The organism is Pseudomonas sp. App30, assembly GCF_047947025.1.
GTDB lineage: Bacteria > Pseudomonadota > Gammaproteobacteria > Pseudomonadales > Pseudomonadaceae > Aquipseudomonas.
Genome location: NZ_CP133165.1, coordinates 5,748,182 through 5,765,120 on the forward strand (window position 1 = coordinate 5,748,182; position 16,939 = coordinate 5,765,120).

16 protein-coding genes and 3 tRNA genes are annotated in these 16,939 nt (G+C 64.3%); 13 read left to right on the plus strand and 6 right to left on the minus strand.

Annotation, left to right across the window (positions count from 1 at the left end; translation table 11 throughout):
• Positions 1-9: 9 nt before the first annotated feature.
• Positions 10-444, plus strand: coding sequence for a GNAT family N-acetyltransferase (locus tag RAM80_RS26505; protein WP_416423349.1), 435 nt, complete (start codon positions 10-12; stop codon positions 442-444).
• 13 nt (positions 445-457) lie between these two features.
• On the opposite strand, the gene RAM80_RS26510 is transcribed toward RAM80_RS26505, so the two are convergent.
• Positions 458-670 carry a DNA-binding protein gene (locus RAM80_RS26510; protein ID WP_416423350.1) on the minus strand — a complete coding sequence of 71 codons (213 nt, stop codon included), beginning with the start codon at positions 668-670 and terminating at the stop codon, positions 458-460.
• Positions 671-751: 81 nt separating this feature from the next.
• Here RAM80_RS26510 and RAM80_RS26515 point away from each other — a divergent pair, with 81 nt between their 5' ends.
• The 8 genes from RAM80_RS26515 (at position 752) to RAM80_RS26550 (ending at position 6,380) form a co-directional block, all read left to right on the plus strand.
• Positions 752-1,120 carry a helix-turn-helix domain-containing protein gene (locus RAM80_RS26515; RefSeq protein ID WP_416423351.1) on the plus strand — a complete coding sequence of 123 codons (369 nt, stop codon included), beginning with the start codon at positions 752-754 and terminating at the stop codon, positions 1,118-1,120.
• 117 nt (positions 1,121-1,237) lie between these two features.
• Positions 1,238-1,882, plus strand: coding sequence for a UvrY/SirA/GacA family response regulator transcription factor (uvrY, locus tag RAM80_RS26520; protein WP_416423352.1), 645 nt, complete (start codon positions 1,238-1,240; stop codon positions 1,880-1,882).
• Between the two features lie 2 nt (positions 1,883-1,884).
• Complete coding sequence (gene uvrC / locus RAM80_RS26525; RefSeq protein ID WP_416423353.1) at positions 1,885-3,708, plus strand: excinuclease ABC subunit UvrC; 1,824 nt, start codon at positions 1,885-1,887, stop codon at positions 3,706-3,708.
• A 33-nt stretch (positions 3,709-3,741) separates the two neighbouring features.
• The gene (gene pgsA / locus RAM80_RS26530; RefSeq protein ID WP_416423354.1) at positions 3,742-4,302 is read left to right on the plus strand and encodes a CDP-diacylglycerol--glycerol-3-phosphate 3-phosphatidyltransferase; all 561 of its coding nucleotides are present in this window, start codon (positions 3,742-3,744) and stop codon (positions 4,300-4,302) included.
• Between the two features lie 66 nt (positions 4,303-4,368).
• A tRNA-Gly gene (locus RAM80_RS26535) sits at positions 4,369-4,444 on the plus strand.
• Positions 4,445-4,487: 43 nt separating this feature from the next.
• Positions 4,488-4,561, plus strand: a tRNA-Cys gene (locus tag RAM80_RS26540).
• 218 nt (positions 4,562-4,779) lie between these two features.
• Positions 4,780-4,866 (plus strand) — tRNA-Leu (locus RAM80_RS26545).
• A gap of 149 nt (positions 4,867-5,015) precedes the next feature.
• Entirely contained in the window at positions 5,016-6,380 is a 1,365-nt protein-coding gene (locus tag RAM80_RS26550; protein WP_416423355.1) for an ArnT family glycosyltransferase, read from the plus strand.
• Between the two features lie 48 nt (positions 6,381-6,428).
• Here RAM80_RS26550 and RAM80_RS26555 read toward each other — a convergent pair whose 3' ends face one another.
• On the minus strand, positions 6,429-6,734 hold the full coding sequence (locus tag RAM80_RS26555; protein ID WP_416423356.1) for a HigA family addiction module antitoxin: 306 nt from the start codon (positions 6,732-6,734) through the stop codon (positions 6,429-6,431).
• An 8-nt stretch (positions 6,735-6,742) separates the two neighbouring features.
• Complete coding sequence (locus RAM80_RS26560) at positions 6,743-7,024, minus strand: type II toxin-antitoxin system RelE/ParE family toxin (RefSeq protein ID WP_416423357.1); 282 nt, start codon at positions 7,022-7,024, stop codon at positions 6,743-6,745.
• A gap of 344 nt (positions 7,025-7,368) precedes the next feature.
• On the opposite strand from RAM80_RS26560, the gene RAM80_RS26565 reads away from it, so the two are divergent.
• The 4 genes from RAM80_RS26565 to RAM80_RS26580 all read left to right on the plus strand — a co-directional run bounded on the left by RAM80_RS26565 (position 7,369) and on the right by RAM80_RS26580 (position 13,528).
• On the plus strand, positions 7,369-8,109 hold the full coding sequence (locus RAM80_RS26565) for a hypothetical protein (protein WP_416423358.1): 741 nt from the start codon (positions 7,369-7,371) through the stop codon (positions 8,107-8,109).
• Between the two features lie 228 nt (positions 8,110-8,337).
• A complete protein-coding gene (locus RAM80_RS26570; protein ID WP_416423359.1) occupies positions 8,338-10,596 on the plus strand; it encodes an ATP-binding protein in 2,259 nt (752 codons plus the stop codon).
• A 21-nt stretch (positions 10,597-10,617) separates the two neighbouring features.
• Positions 10,618-11,076 carry a response regulator gene (locus RAM80_RS26575; protein ID WP_416423360.1) on the plus strand — a complete coding sequence of 153 codons (459 nt, stop codon included), beginning with the start codon at positions 10,618-10,620 and terminating at the stop codon, positions 11,074-11,076.
• Positions 11,077-11,116: 40 nt separating this feature from the next.
• Positions 11,117-13,528, plus strand: a complete 2,412-nt coding sequence (locus tag RAM80_RS26580; protein WP_416423361.1) for a response regulator — start codon at positions 11,117-11,119, stop codon at positions 13,526-13,528.
• A gap of 90 nt (positions 13,529-13,618) precedes the next feature.
• Here the strand turns inward: RAM80_RS26580 and csrA are convergent, their stop codons facing one another.
• The 3 genes from csrA to RAM80_RS26595 form a co-directional block, all read right to left on the minus strand.
• Positions 13,619-13,816: a carbon storage regulator CsrA gene (gene csrA / locus RAM80_RS26585; RefSeq protein WP_027979421.1), complete on the minus strand. Its 198-nt coding sequence runs from the start codon at positions 13,814-13,816 to the stop codon at positions 13,619-13,621.
• 273 nt (positions 13,817-14,089) lie between these two features.
• Positions 14,090-15,901, minus strand: a complete 1,812-nt coding sequence (locus tag RAM80_RS26590; RefSeq protein ID WP_416423362.1) for a glycoside hydrolase family 15 protein — start codon at positions 15,899-15,901, stop codon at positions 14,090-14,092.
• Positions 15,894-16,694 carry a glucose 1-dehydrogenase gene (locus tag RAM80_RS26595; RefSeq protein WP_416423363.1) on the minus strand — a complete coding sequence of 267 codons (801 nt, stop codon included), beginning with the start codon at positions 16,692-16,694 and terminating at the stop codon, positions 15,894-15,896. Before RAM80_RS26595 ends, RAM80_RS26590 begins: the two co-directional genes overlap by 8 nt.
• Positions 16,695-16,939 lie beyond the last annotated feature (245 nt).

The following is a 16,939-nucleotide window of genomic DNA, read 5'->3' on the forward strand; positions in this document are numbered from 1 at the left end:
GGAGGGACGATGGAGCTTGCGCTGCGTGCGGCCACCGAGCACGACCTGACCTTCGCGCGTGACCTCACGCGCCGTGCCATGCTGCCGTACTACGGCCGCTACAGCCTGCTGTGGCAGGAAGAGGCGTTCAACCAGGCGTGGTTGTGGCGCGACAATTTCATTGTCCTGGCCGATGGCGTCGCCCAGGGGTATTTCAGCTTGAGCATCGACCGGCAGGCGCTGTTCATCCGTGAACTGCACCTGCTGCCCGAAGCGCGCAACCGCGGCATTGGCGGGTGGGCGCTGGACCGGATCGTGGAACTGGCCCGCGAGCGGCGCCTGCCGCGGGTGCGGCTGATGGTGTTCCAGTCCAATCCGGCGCGGCACCTTTACCTGCGCAAAGGCTTTGCCGAGGTTGGCGAGGACCAGTGCTTCTGGCGCATGGAGCGCCTGAGCGGCGACTGATCCGGGGCGCCCGTCACTCTGGCGCCCGGTCCGGCAATATCCCTTCCTTCATCCCCAACAAAACGGCGACGCGGTGCGATTCCCCGCGGCGTCCCTTCTTGCGTCCCGACAGCACCTGGTAGGTGGTTGCCGGATCCACGCCATGTTCCCTGGCAAACTCTTGTACCGATTTTCCCTGCTGGTCTAGCCAGGCCCTGGCTTGTGCGGCAGTCCGTATACCGTGCATAGTTCAAGTCCGTTTTATTTGGTGTAATTGTGGTTATAAACATCACCCGATTGGGTGATTAATAAGGGATTATACATTCAAATGACTGGAATCGGTTCGCGTTTGAGGGAAGAACGGGACAGGCTTGGCCTGACCCAGAAGGAGTTCGGCGACATCGGTGGTGTCGAGCCCAACGCCCAGGGAAAATACGAAAGCGGTGAACGCACCCCCAAGGCTACGTACCTTGCCAGCGTCGCCACCCACGGGGTGGACGTGCTCTATGTGCTCACCGGGGACCGCGCGCCCATCCCCGCTGATCGGCTAAGCCAGGCCGAGGAGCATGTTCTGGGGCATTATCGGGTTCTCCCACGGGAGGGGCAGGACGCCATCCGGCACATGGCAATCAGCCTGGCGGAAATGGCCGCCAGCTACACCGCGCGCCCGCGTCGCGGGTCGCCCAAGCCTCGATGAAGGCAGCCAGGCAGGCGCATGGCGTCATGTGGATGACGCTTTGCGCTAGGTTCCGGATCCGATTTTTTGCTAAGGTGGCTAACATTCCGTAAAAGACCACAACAACGAGGTGTCTGCTTGATTAGGGTCCTAGTAGTCGATGATCATGATCTGGTACGTACGGGCATTACCCGTATGCTGGCGGACATCGACGGGCTGCAGGTAATCGGCCAGGCCGAGTCGGGTGAAGAGGCCCTGCGCCTCACGCGCGAACTCAAGCCCGACGTGGTCCTGATGGACGTCAAGATGCCTGGCATCGGCGGTCTGGAAGCCACGCGCAAGCTGCTGCGCAGCTACCCCGACATCAAGGTGGTGGCGGTGACGGTGTGCGAGGAAGACCCGTTCCCCACGCGCCTGCTGCAGGCCGGCGCTGCCGGCTACCTGACCAAGGGCGCCGGCCTGGATGAAATGATCCAGGCCATTCGCCTGGTGTTCGCCGGGCAACGCTACATCAGCCCACAGATCGCCCAGCAGCTGGCGCTCAAGTCGTTCCAGCCGCAAACCACCAACTCGCCGTTCGACCTGTTGTCCGAGCGCGAGATCCAGATCGCGTTGATGATCGTCAACTGCCAGAAAGTGCAGATCATCTCCGACAAGCTCTGCCTGTCGCCCAAGACCGTGAACACCTACCGCTACCGCATCTTCGAGAAACTGTCGATCGCCAGCGACGTGGAGCTGACGCTGTTGGCGGTACGGCACGGTATGGTTGACGCTGCACTTTGACCATGGACACCCCCTTCGATCCTTCTGCCTTCCTGTCCACCTGTAGCGGTCGCCCCGGGGTGTACCGCATGTTCGACAGCGAGGCGCGCCTGCTCTACGTGGGCAAGGCCAAGAACCTCAAGAAGCGTCTGGCCAGCTATTTCCGCAAGACTGGCCTGGCGCCCAAGACCGCCGCGCTGGTGGGGCGTATCGCCCAGGTGGAAACCACCATCACCGCCAACGAGACCGAGGCGCTGCTGCTGGAGCAGACGCTGATCAAGGAATGGCGGCCGCCGTACAACATCCTGCTGCGCGACGATAAATCGTACCCTTATGTGTTCCTGTCCGATGGCCAGTTCCCGCGCCTGAGCATTCACCGCGGGGCAAAGAAGGCCAAGGGCAAGTATTTCGGGCCTTACCCCAGCGCGGGTGCCATCCGCGAAAGCCTGGGCCTGCTGCAGAAGACCTTCTTCGTGCGCCAGTGCGAGGACAGCTACTACAAGAACCGCACCCGGCCCTGCCTGCAATACCAGATCAAGCGCTGCAAGGCGCCCTGCGTAGGCCTGGTGGAGCCGGAGGAATACGCCGAGGACGTCCGCCACTCGATCATGTTCCTCGAAGGGCGCAGCCACCAGCTCACCAATGAACTGTCGGCGAGTATGGAAAAGGCCGCCATGGCCCTGGACTTCGAGAACGCCGCCTTGCTGCGCGACCAGATCGCCTTGCTGCGCCGGGTCCAGGACCAGCAGAGCATGGAAGGCGGCAGCGGCGACGTCGACGTGGTGGCGGCCTTCGTCAACCCGGGCGGCGCCTGCGTACACCTGATCAGCGTGCGCGGCGGGCGCGTGCTGGGCAGCAAGAACTTTTTCCCGCAGGTGGGCATCGAGGAGGAGGTGGCCGAGGTCATGTCGGCGTTCCTCGCGCAGTATTACCTCACCAGTTCGGAGCGCGACCTGCCCAGCGAGCTGATCGTCAACGTGGTGCCCGAGGACGTCGAAGCCCTGGTGGCCGCCATCGACAGCCTGCGCGGCCGCGAGCTCAGCGTCAGCCACCGGGTGCGTGGCACTCGCGCGCGTTGGCAGCAGCTGGCAGTGACCAACGCCGAGCAGGCCCTGAGTGCGCGCCTGGCCAACCGCCAGCACGTGGCCGCGCGGTTCGACGCCCTGGCCGAAGTGCTCAACCTCGACGAGCCGCCGCAGCGCCTGGAATGCTATGACATCAGCCATTCCAGTGGCGAGGCCACCGTGGCCTCGTGCGTGGTGTTCGGCCCCGAGGGGCCGATCAAGTCGGACTACCGCCGTTACAATATTGAAGGCGTCACCGCTGGCGACGACTACGCCGCCATGCACCAGGCCCTGACCCGGCGCTTCAGCCGGCTCAAGGAAGGCGAGGGCAAGCTGCCCGACGTGCTGCTGGTGGACGGCGGCAAGGGCCAGCTGAACATGGCCCGCGAGGTGCTCGAAGAGCTGGCGGTGCCAGACCTGATCCTGCTGGGCGTGGCCAAGGGCACCACCCGCAAGGCCGGTTTCGAAACCCTGTACCTGAACGACGTGGCCCACGAATTCACCCTGAAGGGGGATTCGCCGGCGCTGCACCTGATCCAGCAGATCCGCGACGAGGCCCACCGTTTTGCTATCACCGGCCACCGGGCCCGGCGTGGCAAGACCCGGCGCACCTCCACCCTGGAAGGGGTGGCGGGCGTGGGGCCGAAGCGTCGACGCGATTTGTTGAAACATTTTGGTGGCTTGCAGGAGCTGTCTCGTGCAAGCATCGAAGAAATTGCCAAAGCCCCTGGCATCAGCAAAAAGCTGGCGGAGTCGATTTATGCGAATCTGCACAGCGAGTAGAATGCCCCACTCACCCAGCCGCCAGTTGTGCCGATGAATATCCCGAACCTGCTTACCGTTCTGCGCGTCCTGCTCATTCCGTTTTTCATCCTGCTGTTCTACCTCCCTTACGAGTGGAGTTATGCGGCGGCCAGCACGGTCTTCGCCATTGCCGCCGCCACTGATTGGCTGGACGGCTACCTGGCGCGTCGCCTGGAGCAGAGCACACCCTTTGGTGCGTTCCTGGATCCTGTGGCCGACAAGCTGATGGTGGCGGTGGCCCTGGTGCTGCTGGTGCAGGCCCACCACAACGTGTGGCTGACCTTGCCGGCAGCGGTGATCATCGGCCGCGAGATCGTGGTGTCGGCGCTGCGCGAATGGATGGCCGAGATTGGCGCGCGCGCCCATGTGGCGGTGTCCAACCTGGGCAAGTGGAAAACCGCTGCGCAGATGCTGGCGCTGGTGATCCTGCTGGCCAACCCGCCGGCTATTACCTTCTGGGTGCTGCTGGGCTATGGCCTGCTGGTGGTGTCGGCGGCGCTGACGCTGTGGTCCATGGCGCACTACCTGCGCGCTGCGTGGCCGCACCTGAACAGCCATTCTGAAAATAAATAAAACTTTTTTGAATCAAAGGGTTGACGGCGATTTTTAAATCGTTAGAATGGCGCCCATCAACACGACGCGGGAATAGCTCAGTTGGTAGAGCACGACCTTGCCAAGGTCGGGGTCGCGAGTTCGAGTCTCGTTTCCCGCTCCACTTTACATGTGGAGCAGCGGTTGTAAAGTTGCTTCACATTTGAGGCCGAGTAGCAAAGTGGTTATGCTCCGGATTGCAAATCCGTCTACGCCGGTTCGATTCCGACCTCGGCCTCCATTATAAACGAGCTCTGTAGATCCTTGATCTACAGAGCTTTTTTATTTCCAGGGCAGTGTAATATTTTGTCTTGGAAAGCCCCTGATGGTTGTTGCGTGATCAGGGGGGGATGTATATATTCAACGGCTCGCTGTTGTATGGCCTGATGATTTCGATGGTTATTACACAGCCAGCGCAGGGGATTTGAAATTCCTTGTTGCAAGCAACACCGCGCTACCGCCCGAATGGCGAAATTGGTAGACGCATGGGACTTAAAATCCCCCGTTCGTAAGGACGTGCCGGTTCGACCCCGGCTTCGGGCACCAACTCCATACAAGGGCTTGCCGCACACTGTGCTGGCAGGCCTTTGTTGTTTCTGACGCTCTGTTTTTACTTTGTAACAAGACAGTCACCGTTCATGGTGCGCCTGTTTTTCCCATGTTATCGTCCGATTTTTTGGGGAAATACCCGCACCATGGACGTTTTAATCAGGCAGGTCGCCCAGCGGCCTGGCAGGAGCATCTTCCTGATCAGCCTCGTTGTACTGATGGCGCTGCAATACAAACCCGCCGTACTCAACTACACCACCCGCTTTGTCGACTTCGCCGACTACATGTTGCATCACGGCCTGACGCTGTTTCCCATCGCCGATGACTTGCAGCCGTATCCTGACTACACCATTGCCAATACGTTGTTGGTGTACCTGGCCTCGTTGCCGTTTGGCCGCTTGTCGATCCTGTCCATGGGGCTGCCCGTGTGCATCGCCGGCGCACTGATGCTGGTGTTCGTCTACAAGCTGGGGGCGCTGCACGACAAGCGCTGGGGCGCCTATGGCGTGCTGTTTTCATTATTTACCTGGGCGTTTCTCGATGGCGTAAGTTACCTGGCGCTGGATGTTTACCCGGCGCTGGTAACGCTCCTGTGTTTTTACCTGGCGTACCGCGCCGATATTAAGCAGGTGCGGGCGCAACTGCCGCTGATAGGGGTAGCGCTGGCGCTGGGCTTTTTCTTCCGCGGGCCGGTGGGGCTTATCGGGCCCACCATTGTAGTGGCGGCTTACTACACGTTGAGCCGGCAATGGCGAACGCTGTGCTACTTCCTGTTGGTTGCGGGGCTGACCCTGATGGTCGGCGTGGCATTGCTGACGTGGGCGGCCTATGTGCAAGGGGGCAGGGCGTTCATGATGGAAGTACTGATGATGCAAGGCCTGGGGCGCTTGGCCAATACCCACGCGCCGCGCTACTACTTCTATTTCAGCGCTGGCCTGCTGACGTATGGCGTGACGGTGTTCTACGCCTTGCACGTGATCTTCAAGCGCTGCCGGCACTTCCTGGCCGCACCGCGCCAAGCGGACACGGCATTGCTGTTGTACCTCGCGGCCTGGCTACTCGCGTTGCTGGTGTTCTTCACCATCCCCAACTCGAAGAAGCCGCGCTACATCCTCTCGATTACCCCGGCCATTGCCCTGCTGGCCGCCTACATCTTCGTCGACGCTGACGGGCAGTTCGCCAAGGCGCGGCGCGGCTTGTTGCGCTTTTGCCTGAACCTGCCGCTAGTGGGGCTGGCGATGTTGTTGGTGGTGGTGGCGTACAACCAGGTCGCCGCCACGCCGCTGCAGCCCAATTACCCGGTCGTCATCGGCGGCTGCCTGCTCCTGGCGCTGGCGCGCCCGCTGCTGGCCAGGCAGCTGGCCGGCCATGCGCACCGGGAGTTCATCACCCTGGCGTTCGGGTTGGTGGCGTTCCTGTGGCTGGATGCGTTCCTGTTCAATGCCAGTACCTACCAACTGGAGCTGGCGGTGGAGCCTACGCCGAAGTTCTTGCCGTATTGGTTTTGGTGAGCTGACGGTATTTGCTGAAGACGTGGCCGGTGCGGCCTGCCTTGAGCGTCAAGCGCAGGATTGAAGGCGGTGAACCTCCCGACATATTTGATCACCGTTCTCCATCTGCGCTCTGCGCAGGTCGTAGGCTGCCTGCAGGTTTAGCCAGAATTGGGCGGTAGTTCCCAGTGCGGCCGCTAGACGCAGTGCAACATCAGCGCTGATGTTCCGACGTTGCCGAACAATGTCATTCACCGTGGGGGCAGAGACGCACAGTGCCCGGGCAAGGGCGGCTGCGGTGATGCCTAGCGGCTCCAGATACTCTTCCTTCAAAATTTCGCCCGGATGAATGGGGCGCATGCCGTTGTTGTGCATGGTTAGCCTCAGTGGTAGTCGACTATCTCCACGTTTTCCGGGCCAGTACGCCCCCACGTGAAGCAAATTCGGTATTGTCTGTTGATGCGTATGCTGCACTGGCCAAACCTGTTGCCTTCCAGCGCCTCAAGGCAGTTTCCAGGTGGTGATCTCAGATCATCAAGCTCCACGGCGGCATCCAGCATTGTCAATTTTCGCTCACATACCCTGCTGATGGCGCTCCAGCGGCGCGTTCGGCCGGTTTTGAATAGCAGTTCCGTCTGAGTGCAGCGAAAGGATCGAATCGTCATAATGGTTAACGTTATCCGTTAATATGCAGCTTACAGGAATTTGCGGGCTTTTCAATTTCCTGTCCAGTGAGGCACAGGAAGTGCGCGGCCTCGATGAGCTCATGGAATTTCTGATGCGAAGGGGAAAGCCTGCCTATCGTTGCTCCTCAATCCTCCGCTGGCTACCCGACACGCGGCGCAAATTGATAACAGAACGTAACTCACGGGCAGGCGGAACACCGACACCCCACCCTTGACCCAAATCACCCCCCACCCCGCATTCCCCATTTATCCTGTTTGTAGTAAAACGATTCCACGGCCGTGTTGATCCAATGCGTAGCCCCCGTGTTTCAAGGACTGAAACCATGACCCCCAGCAAAGCCCTGGCCTGCGGCCTATTGTTTTCCCCGGTGGTGGTAGCGCTGTCTGGCCACGCCGCGCCGCTTGAGCGACCGACGGTGGCCGAAGGCAACCGCGAAATCTCGATTTATGACATTCCCTTGAAGGACCAGGACAACCTGGAATCGGCCATGACCAGCGCGCATTTGCTGCGCGCCAGCAGCGGCCCCGGCAGCGGGCCCAGTGCCGAGGAGCGGGCGCTGATCGCGGAGAAGTTGCGCCAGCGCCGGAAACCCAGCAGCTACGTGGAAACCGTGGACAACGCCAGCATGGCCACGCGCCTGGCGCAGATGCAGGCCCAGCGCCCGGCGCGCAAGCGCGCCAACGGGCCGGGGCTGTACGAGGCGCCGCGCCTGAGCCTGACACGGCAGTGCGAGGTGCAGGCGTCGTACAAGATGGGCGTGGCCACCGATGCCGGCTTGAACGGGCTGCGCCGCTACCTGCATTGCCCGGACGGTGACCTGCTGCTGCAGGACATGGTGCTCAAGGGCGTGTCGGTGACCACCATCAAGGAGCTGGCCAACGTCGACCTGGGCGGCCACCGCGGCATGATGTACGGCGTGCGCGATGGCAATGGCAACAGCTACACCCGGCTGACCTGGGTGTCGAACAACACCCACCACCTGGCGGACAAGGCCGGCACCACGCCGCAGGTGCGCGGCTGGCTGGTGAGCTACGGCAAGGAGTTGGTGGCGAAAGGGATGTGACCCCCGTAGCCGCTGCCGAAGGCGGCGTCACGTACCCTGACGCCGCCTTCGGCAGCTGCTACGGGGTGGCGGGTTGTACAACGTCTGTAGAGGTTTTTTCCAAGGCAACGCGATAGAATTTGCTACTGTGCTGTCTGAGTCCTGACTGTCTGTTTGATTTATAAGCGGATGACCATGATTCGTGCCATTTCCGTACCGGATTGATCGGCACGCATAAGGAGATCTTCTTTGACATCCGGCGACAATTCAGCTGCCTTGGCCCAGGCCACTGACAACTGCGCGAAAGAACGCATCCACCTGCCGGGCAGTATCCAGCCCCATGGCTTCATGCTGGTGCTCGACCCCCAGAGCCTGGTGGTGCTGCAGGTCAGTGAGAACATCCAGCACTGGCTGGGCGAGCCCGCTCCCTGGTGGCTGGGGCAGGCGTTGCCGGCGTTGCTGCACAACGGCGCCCAGGTGGTACGGCTGCTGGCCGAGCGCGCCAGCGAGGAGCACAAGCCGGTGCACGTGGCGGACGTGCGCTTTGCCGTGGGCACCTATGACGGCCCGCCAATCGCACTGATGGTGCACCGCTTCGACGGTGTGCTGATCGCCGAATTCGAGCCCGCCAGCGACGTGCTGGCCGCCTATGCCAGCCTGTATCCGCTGGTGCGTACCTTCATTGGCCAACTGCAGGGTTCGCAGAGCATCCAGCAGGTGTGCGCCCAGGCGGTTGCCGAGGTCAAGCGCATCACCGGTTTCGGCCGGGTCAAGGCCTACAGTTTCGACGAGGCAGGCAACGGCCTGGTGCTGGCCGAGCAGGCCGACCCTGGTTACCCCAGTTACCTGGGCCTGTGTTTCCCCGCCTCGGACATCCCGCCCCAGGCGCGGGCGCTGTATTGCGCCAACCGCATCCGCGTGATCGAGGACGCCAACTACGTGCCGGCGGCGCTGTTGCCGCAGCTCAATCCGGTCACCGCCAAGCCGCTGGACCTCAGCCACGCGGCCTTGCGCAGCGTGTCGCCGGTGCACCTGCAGTACATGCGCAACATGGGCACCCTGGCGTCCATGTCGATTTCCATCGTGGTCGGCGGCAAGCTCTGGGGCCTGATTTCCTGCCACCACGCCGAGCCGCGCCCGGTGCGTTTCCAGAGCCGTACGGCCTGCGAGCTGCTGGGCAGCGTGTTGTCGCTGCAGATCGAATCCATGGAGCTGCACGTGCGCAACCAGCGCCTGCTGGGCGTGCGCCAGCAGATCGTGCAGCTGCTGTCGGCCATGGCCGACCGCGACAGCGTGCGCGAGGGCGCCCTGGCGCTCAGCGACACCCTGCTGGGCTTTGCCCAGGCCACGGGGGCCGCCATCATCACCTCGTCCAGCTGCGACCTGGTGGGCCAGACCCCGCCCCAGGAACTGGTGTTGGCGCTGACCGAGTGGCTGGCCGAACGCGGCGGCGGCACGGTGTTCCACAGTGACAACGTGGGCCGCGACATTTCCAGCCTGCAGGGCCTGGCCGCCCACGTGGGTGGCGTGCTGGCCGTGGCGATTTCGGAAATCCACTCTCACTACCTGATCTGGTTCAAGCCCGAGCAGGCGCGCACCGTGACCTGGGCCGGGCAGCCGGCCAAGGCGGTCAGCGCCAGCGGCGTGCTGACCCCGCGCAACAGTTTCGATAGCTGGCAGCAGACCGTGAAAGGCTTCTCCACCCCCTGGGACCCGCTGGAGGTGGAGGGTGTGGCCGAGCTGCGCACCGCGGTGCTGGGCATCGTGCTGCGCAAGGCCGAGGAACTGGCGCAGCTGGCCGGCGAGCTCAAGCGTTCGAACAAAGAGCTGGAAGCGTTCTCCTACAGCGTGTCCCACGACCTGCGCGCGCCGCTACGGCATATCGCCGGCTACGCCGAGCTGCTGGGCGACTTCGAGGGCGAGAAGCTTTCCGAGCGCGGCCAGCGCTTCCTCGACCACATCGGCGAGTCGGCGCGCTTCGCCGGCAGCCTGGTGGACAACCTGCTGAGCTTCTCGCAGATGGGCCGCGCGGCCCTGCGCCTGTCCGACGTCGACCTGGGCGCGCTGGTGGAGGCCATCCGCCTGGAAATGGCCCCTGACTACGAAGGACGCGAGGTGCAATGGCGCATCCAGGCCCTGCCGCGGGTGGTGGCTGACGCTGCGTTCCTGCACCTGGCGCTGCGCAACCTGATCAGCAACGCCATCAAGTACAGCCGCGACAGCACCCCGGCCATCATCGAGATCGGCGCCGAGGAGCAATTGGGCGAAATCGTGGTCTATGTTCGTGATAACGGTGTGGGTTTCGACATGCAGTACGTCGACAAGCTGTTCGGCGTGTTCCAGCGCCTGCACCGCATGGAAGAGTTCGAGGGTACCGGCATCGGCCTGGCCAGCGTGCGCCGCATCATCGAACGCCATGACGGCCGCGTGTGGGCCCAGGGCAGCCTGGGCGAAGGGGCGACCTTCAGCTTCGCCTTGCCCCGGCCCGCGGCCAGCCCCCAAGACTGAATTTTTTTACCGAGGCTGCACATGCTTAAACCCATCCTGCTGGTGGAAGACAATCCACGAGACCTGGAACTGACGCTGGTGGCGCTGGAGCGCAGCCAGCTGGCCAACGAAGTGATCGTCATGCGTGACGGCGCCGAGGCGCTGGACTACCTGTTTCGCCGCAACGCCCATGCCGAGCGCCTGGAGGGCAACCCGGCGGTGCTGCTGCTGGACCTCAAGCTGCCCAAGGTCGATGGCCTGGAAGTATTGAAGGCGGTGCGCGAGACGCCCGAGCTGCGCAGCATTCCCACGGTGATGCTGACCTCGTCGCGCGAGGAGCCCGACCTGCTGCGCGCCTATGAACTGGGGGTCAACGCCTACGTGGTCAAGCCTGTGGAGTTCAAGGAGTTCGTCGCGGCGATCTCCGACCTGGGCATATTCTGGGCCGTGCTCAACGAGCCACCGCCGGGGTCGTTGCGCTTGCAGCGCCGCCCTACCTGAACCTTTAGCGGTCTACATCAAGCGAGAACGACACCTGCGTATGCTGTCCAAGCCCTTGCAATTGCTGATGATCGAAGACAGCCCGCGCGACGCCGAACTGAGCTTGCTCACGTTGGAGCGAGCCGGCCTGGTGATCGAATCGACACTGGTGTTCAACCACCAGGGTGCCGAGCAGGTCCTGCGCACCAAAGTGTTTGACCTGATTCTGTGCGACTTCCTGCTGCCGGGGTCCTCCGGGGCCCAGGTGCTGCAGCGTGCGCGGGAAATTGCCCCGCAAACCCCGTTCATTTTCCTCTCCGGCGTGTTCGGCGAGGAAAACGCCGTGGAGATGATGCGCCTGGGCGCCATCGACTACGTGCTCAAGCAGAACCTGAGCCTGCTGCCCAAGGCCGTGAAGCGCGCCCTGGCCGAGGTGGACGAACGTCGCCAGCGCGTGCGCGCCGAGGAAAACCTGCAGCAGGTGGAAGTGCGTGCGCGCCTGGCCATCGATGCCGCGCAGATGGGCGTGTGGGACCTGTCGCCGGTCACCGGCCTGCTGCTGTGGGACGAGCGCTGCCGGGCGCTGTACGGCATTCCTGAATCCACGCCCATCGACCTGGATTATTTTCTCGTCCACTGCCACCCCGAGGATCGCCCGCTGGTGGAGGCCAGGATGGCCCAGGCCATGTCGCCCGAGGGCAACGTCGGCTACCAGGCCGAATACCGCGCGCTGCTGCCCGATGGCGGCGAGCGCTGGCTGTCCACCAGTGGCCGGGCGTTCTTCGAGGGCCTGGTGTGCGTGCGCTTCACCGGCGTGATCCAGGACATCACCGAGCAGAAACAAGCCACCGAAGCCTTGCAGCGCCTCAATGAGCTGCTCGGCGACCGGGTGGAAAAACGCACCCGCGAACGCGACCGCACCTGGGAATTGTCCCGCGAGCTGCTGGCGGTGATGCGCTTCGACATGTCGCCCATCGCCCTCAACCCGGCCTGGGAAGACGCCCTGGGCTGGTCGCGGCAGACTCTGGGGCAGATGCAGTTGTGGGAGCTGGTGCACCCCAACGACATCGGCGCCACGGTGCGCGAGACCGAGAACATCGCCAGCGGCAATGTCTCTACGCGCTTCGTCAACCGCATGCGCCACGCCGACGGCGACTACCGCTGGCTGTCCTGGACCATCGTGCCCGACGAAGAGCTGATGTACGCCGCAGTGCGTGATATCACCAGCGAACGCATGGTGCTCGACGAACTGGCCGCGGCCAACGAACAGCTGCGCCAGCAGATCAAGGAGCGCGAGCGCATCGAGGCCACGTTGCAGCAGATGCAGCGGCTGGAGGCGGTGGGGCAACTCACGGCCGGCGTCGCCCACGACTTCAACAACCTGCTGACGGTGATCCTCACCAGCGCCACCTTCCTGTCCCGCGACCTGGAACGCGGGGTGCACGAGAAGGTGCAAAGCCGCCTGCACAACATTCGCGAGGCGGGCGAGCGTGGCGCCAAGCTTACCGCCCAGCTGCTGGCGTTCTCGCGTCGGCAACGGCTGGAACCGATTCCGGTCAACCTCAACGACACCGTGTTCGGCATGTTCGAGCTGCTGCAGCGCACCCTGGGCGGCAGCATCTGGATCCAGACCCACACCGATGACGGCCTGTGGAGCGCCCTGGTCGACCCGACCCAGACCGAGATGATCATCCTCAACCTGGCCATCAACGCCCGCGACGCCATGCCCGGTGGCGGCACCCTGCGCCTGGCGACCCGCAATGAAATCGTCGAGCGCCCGGCGCAGCACCCCCAGGACCCCGAGCCGGGAGCCTACGTGGTGCTATCGATTGGCGACACCGGCAGTGGCATGAGCGCCCAGGTGCTGGCCAAGGCCTTCGAGCCGTTCTTCACCACCAAGGACATCGGCAAGGGCTCGGGCCTGGGCCTGGCCCAGGTGTTCGGCTTCGCCAAGCAGTCGGGCGGCGGCGTGGGTATTGTCACGGCGCCGGGGCAGGGCACCACGGTGGACGTCTACCTGCCGGCCCTGGCCGCCCATGTCGAGCGGCCGGTGGCCGTCGTTGCCACCAGCGTCGAGCGCCCGCTCAGCGGCGGCGACCGCACGGTGCTGCTGGTGGACGACGACCACCAGGTGCGCGAGCTGACCGCGCAGCTGCTGGCGCGCCTGGGCTACCGGGTGCTGGAAGCCGCCAGCGGGCAGGCCGCGCTGGACGTGTTGAGCGAGCAGGTGGATGTGCTGGTGACCGACTACGCCATGCCTGGCATGAACGGCGCGCAGCTGGCGCAGGTGGCGAGGGGAGTATTCCCCGGGCTGCCGGTGGTGTTCATCACCGGTTATGCGGACATGGGCGGCTTCGAGGGGCAGGACCCGCTGGTGGTGCAGAAACCGTTCCGTGACGACGAGCTGGCGGACAAGCTCGAGCAGGCATTGATGCCCGAGCGCAGCCTTGCGGACACGCGGCCGCTGCCCTGAGTGAACAGGGGCACCTTCAGCGCTGTGGGTGCTTGGAAGACGTGCGACTGGGCCTAAGGCCCAGGCGGCAAGGCGGGAACGCAGGAGACCTTAGTGGTTGTGGTCTTCTTTTTCGGGGGCAGGGCTGCCGGCCTGAATGCGTTTGTAGATTTCTTCGCGGTGAACCTGGACTTCCTTCGGCGCGTCGATGCCGATGCGGACCTGCATCCCCTTTACGCCCAGGATGGTAATTTTGATGTCGTCGTTGATGACGATGGTCTCGCCTACTTTACGGGTGAGTATCAGCATGTGCTGCTCCTTGCTGGGTCAGTGAGTCCACTTATGACGTTTGGGTCGGGATTGAGACGCACAGGACCGGATTAAATTCCCCGAACTTGCCTTGATCCGGTCTTTTCAGAATAGGAAACAAATAAGTATCAGGATGTGATGCATGCCATTATGGCTGTTTCCGCGCGTTTGCGCCTGCCTGAATGAAAAACTTCATTGCGCATGCACAATTCGTCATGCCCCAGGGCCCCGGACGCGGCCTGGCGGCCGCTGCTACGGGATCGTGCACGGGGGTCACGGTTGCCAATGGGTGCGCTGGCCGCCCAGTTTGCGGTCGAGGAAGCTGGCCGCGCTGATCAGCGCCAGGTGCGACAGCGCCTGGGGCGTGTTGCCCAGGTGGCAGCCCTGGCGGTCGAACTCCTCGGCGTACAGGCCCAGGGGGTTGGCGTAGCGCAACAGCTGCTCGAATTCCAGGTGCGCCTGCTCCACCCGGCCAGCCCGCGCCAGGCACTCCACGTACCAGAAGCTGCACGCGGTGAAGGCGCCTTCCTCGCCGTCCAGGCCGTCGCCGCTGCGGTAGCGGTAGACCATGCCGTCACGCACCAACTCGCGCTCGATCACCGCCAGCGTCGCCAGCCAGCGCGGGTCGCTGGCGCCGACGAAGCGCACCAGCGGCATCAGCAGCAGGGCGGCGTCGACGTCGCGGCTGCCCAGGTGCTGCACGAAGTGCCCAGCGTCGGCGTCCCAGAAGTTGTCCCAGATGTCGGCGTGGATGGCCTGGCGCACCTCGTCCCAACGGGCGAAGGGTGCCGGCAACGAACGCTTGTTGGCCAGGCGCAGGGCGCGGTCCAGGGCCACCCAGCACATCAGCCGCGAGTGCAGGAAGTGCTGCGGGTTGTCGCGCATCTCCCAGATGCCCACGTCCTTGCTTTGCCAGCGCTCGCACACCTTGTCCACCAGGGTGCAGACATTGGTCCAGCCTTCGTGGGAGATGGCCTCGCCGTATTTGTTCGCCAGGTACACCGCGTCCAGCAGCTCGCCGTAGATGTCCAGCTGGGTCTGGGTGTAGGCGTCGTTGCCGATGCGCACCGGGCGCGCGCCGCCGTGGCCGGCCAGCTGCGGCAATTCACTCTCCGGCAGCTGCTGGCGGCCGTCCAGGGCGTACATCAGGCGCAGGTCGACCCTCTCCTGGCAGCAGTCGCTGACCCGCGCGCGCACCCAGCGCACGTAGTCATTGGCCTCTTCGCTGAAGCCCAGGCGCATGAACGCGTAGACGGTGAACGAGGCATCGCGGATCCAGGTGTAGCGGTAATCCCAGTTGCGCGCGCCGCCGGCCTGCTCGGGCAGGCCGAAGGTGGGGGCGGCGATGATGCCGCCGTGCTTGCGTGAGGTCAGCAGCTTCAGCGCCAGGGCCGAGCGGTGGACCATCTCGCGCCAGCGGCCCTGGTAGTGGGACTGGCGCAGCCAGTCGCGCCAGAACTTCAGGGTGTGTTCGAAGCAGCTCAGGCCCTGGCCGGCGCGCACCAGCGGGTCGTCGTCGCCGCCCAGGATGAATTCGGCGCACTCGCCCTCGGCCAGTTCGAACTCGGCCAGCGCCCAACCGTCACCCGTGGCGCTCAGTGCCTGGCAGGACGCCAGGCGCAGGCCCGGCTGGCCGTCGGCGGTGAAACAGACGCTGTCGCCGTCCTGCCGGGCGCTGGAGGCGGCGCGGCTGTAATCGTGGCGCACCCGGCAGCGCATGCGTACCTGAGCGCTGCCGTTGACCACGCGGATGCGCCGCACCAGGCGCGGCAGGTCATCGGCGGTTTCGCCGATGGGCATCAGGTCGGTGATCTCCACCACCGCGTCATGGTCGATCCAGCGGGTCTGCAGGATGTTGCTGTCGGGCAGGTAGATCTGCTGGCGGCGCGCGTCCGGCAGCACCGGGCCGAGTTCGAATACCCCGGCGTCGGGGGTGTCCAGCAGTGCGGTGAAAATCGACGGGCTGTCGAAATCCGGCCAGCAGAAGAAGTCCACCGCGCCGGTGTCGGCGATCAGGGCGGCGCTGCGCATGTCGCCGATGATGCCGTGGGCCTGGATGGGGCGCTGCGAATTGTGTTCAGCCATTGTCTTTGAATCCTGGGTAAAGGCTCATGCCGCCATCGATGAACAGGGTGGTGCCGTGCACGTAGTCCGAGGCATCGGAGGCCAGCCAGACCACGGCGTTGGCCACGTCCTCGACCTCACCCAGGCGGCCATAGGGAATCAGTTCCAGCAGGCGCCTGGCGTTGTCGCCCGCCGTGGTGTCCTGGTTGATGGCCGTGCGCACCGCGCCCGGGGCGATGGCGTTGACGCGGATGCGCTGGCCGCCCACTTCCTGGGCGATGCTGCGCATCAGCAGGTCGACCGCGCCCTTGGAGGCGGCGTAGTTGGCGTGGCCGGCCCAGGGAATCAGCTGGTGCACCGAGCTCATGTGGATGATCTTGCCCAGCGCCCGCGACACCCAATGCCGCGGGCCCTGGCGGGTGAACTGGCGCAGGGCCTCGCGGGCACAGAGGAACTGGCCGGTGACGTTCACCTCCAGCACCTGGTTCCAGTCGGCCAGGGTCATGTCGACGGTGGCGGCGTCGCGCTGCAGGCCGGAGTTGGCCAGCAGGATGTCCAGCGCGCCGAAGGTCTCCACGGTGCGGGCGAACAGGGCCTGCACCTGGTCTTCTTTTGAGACGTCGGCCTGCACGGCGATGGCCTTGCCGCCCTGCTGGCGTATGCGCTCGGCCAGCTGTTCGGCGGGCTCGCCATGGCGGTTGTAGTTGATGACCACCGCCGCGCCGGCCTCGGCCAGGGCCAGCGCGGCCCCGGCGCCCAGGCCAGAGCTGGCGCCGGTCACCAGCGCGACCTGATGTTGCAGGGAAATGTGCATGCCGTTCTCCGGGCAATGGGCGTGCACAGTCGACTGGCGCGCGGCGCCAGGAGTTCAGCGCAAATCCCTGCCCTGTAGCAGCGGCCACAGGCCGCGTCCAAACATTCCGCGCACCCCCAGGCGGACCGCGTCGTAGCCTGACGCAGCCTGCGGCAGCTGCTACGCGGGTAAGCGTTGCACGATTCTGTAGCAGCGGCCGCTGGCCGCGTCCGAACGCCCCGCGCATCCCCAGGCAGACGGCGTCG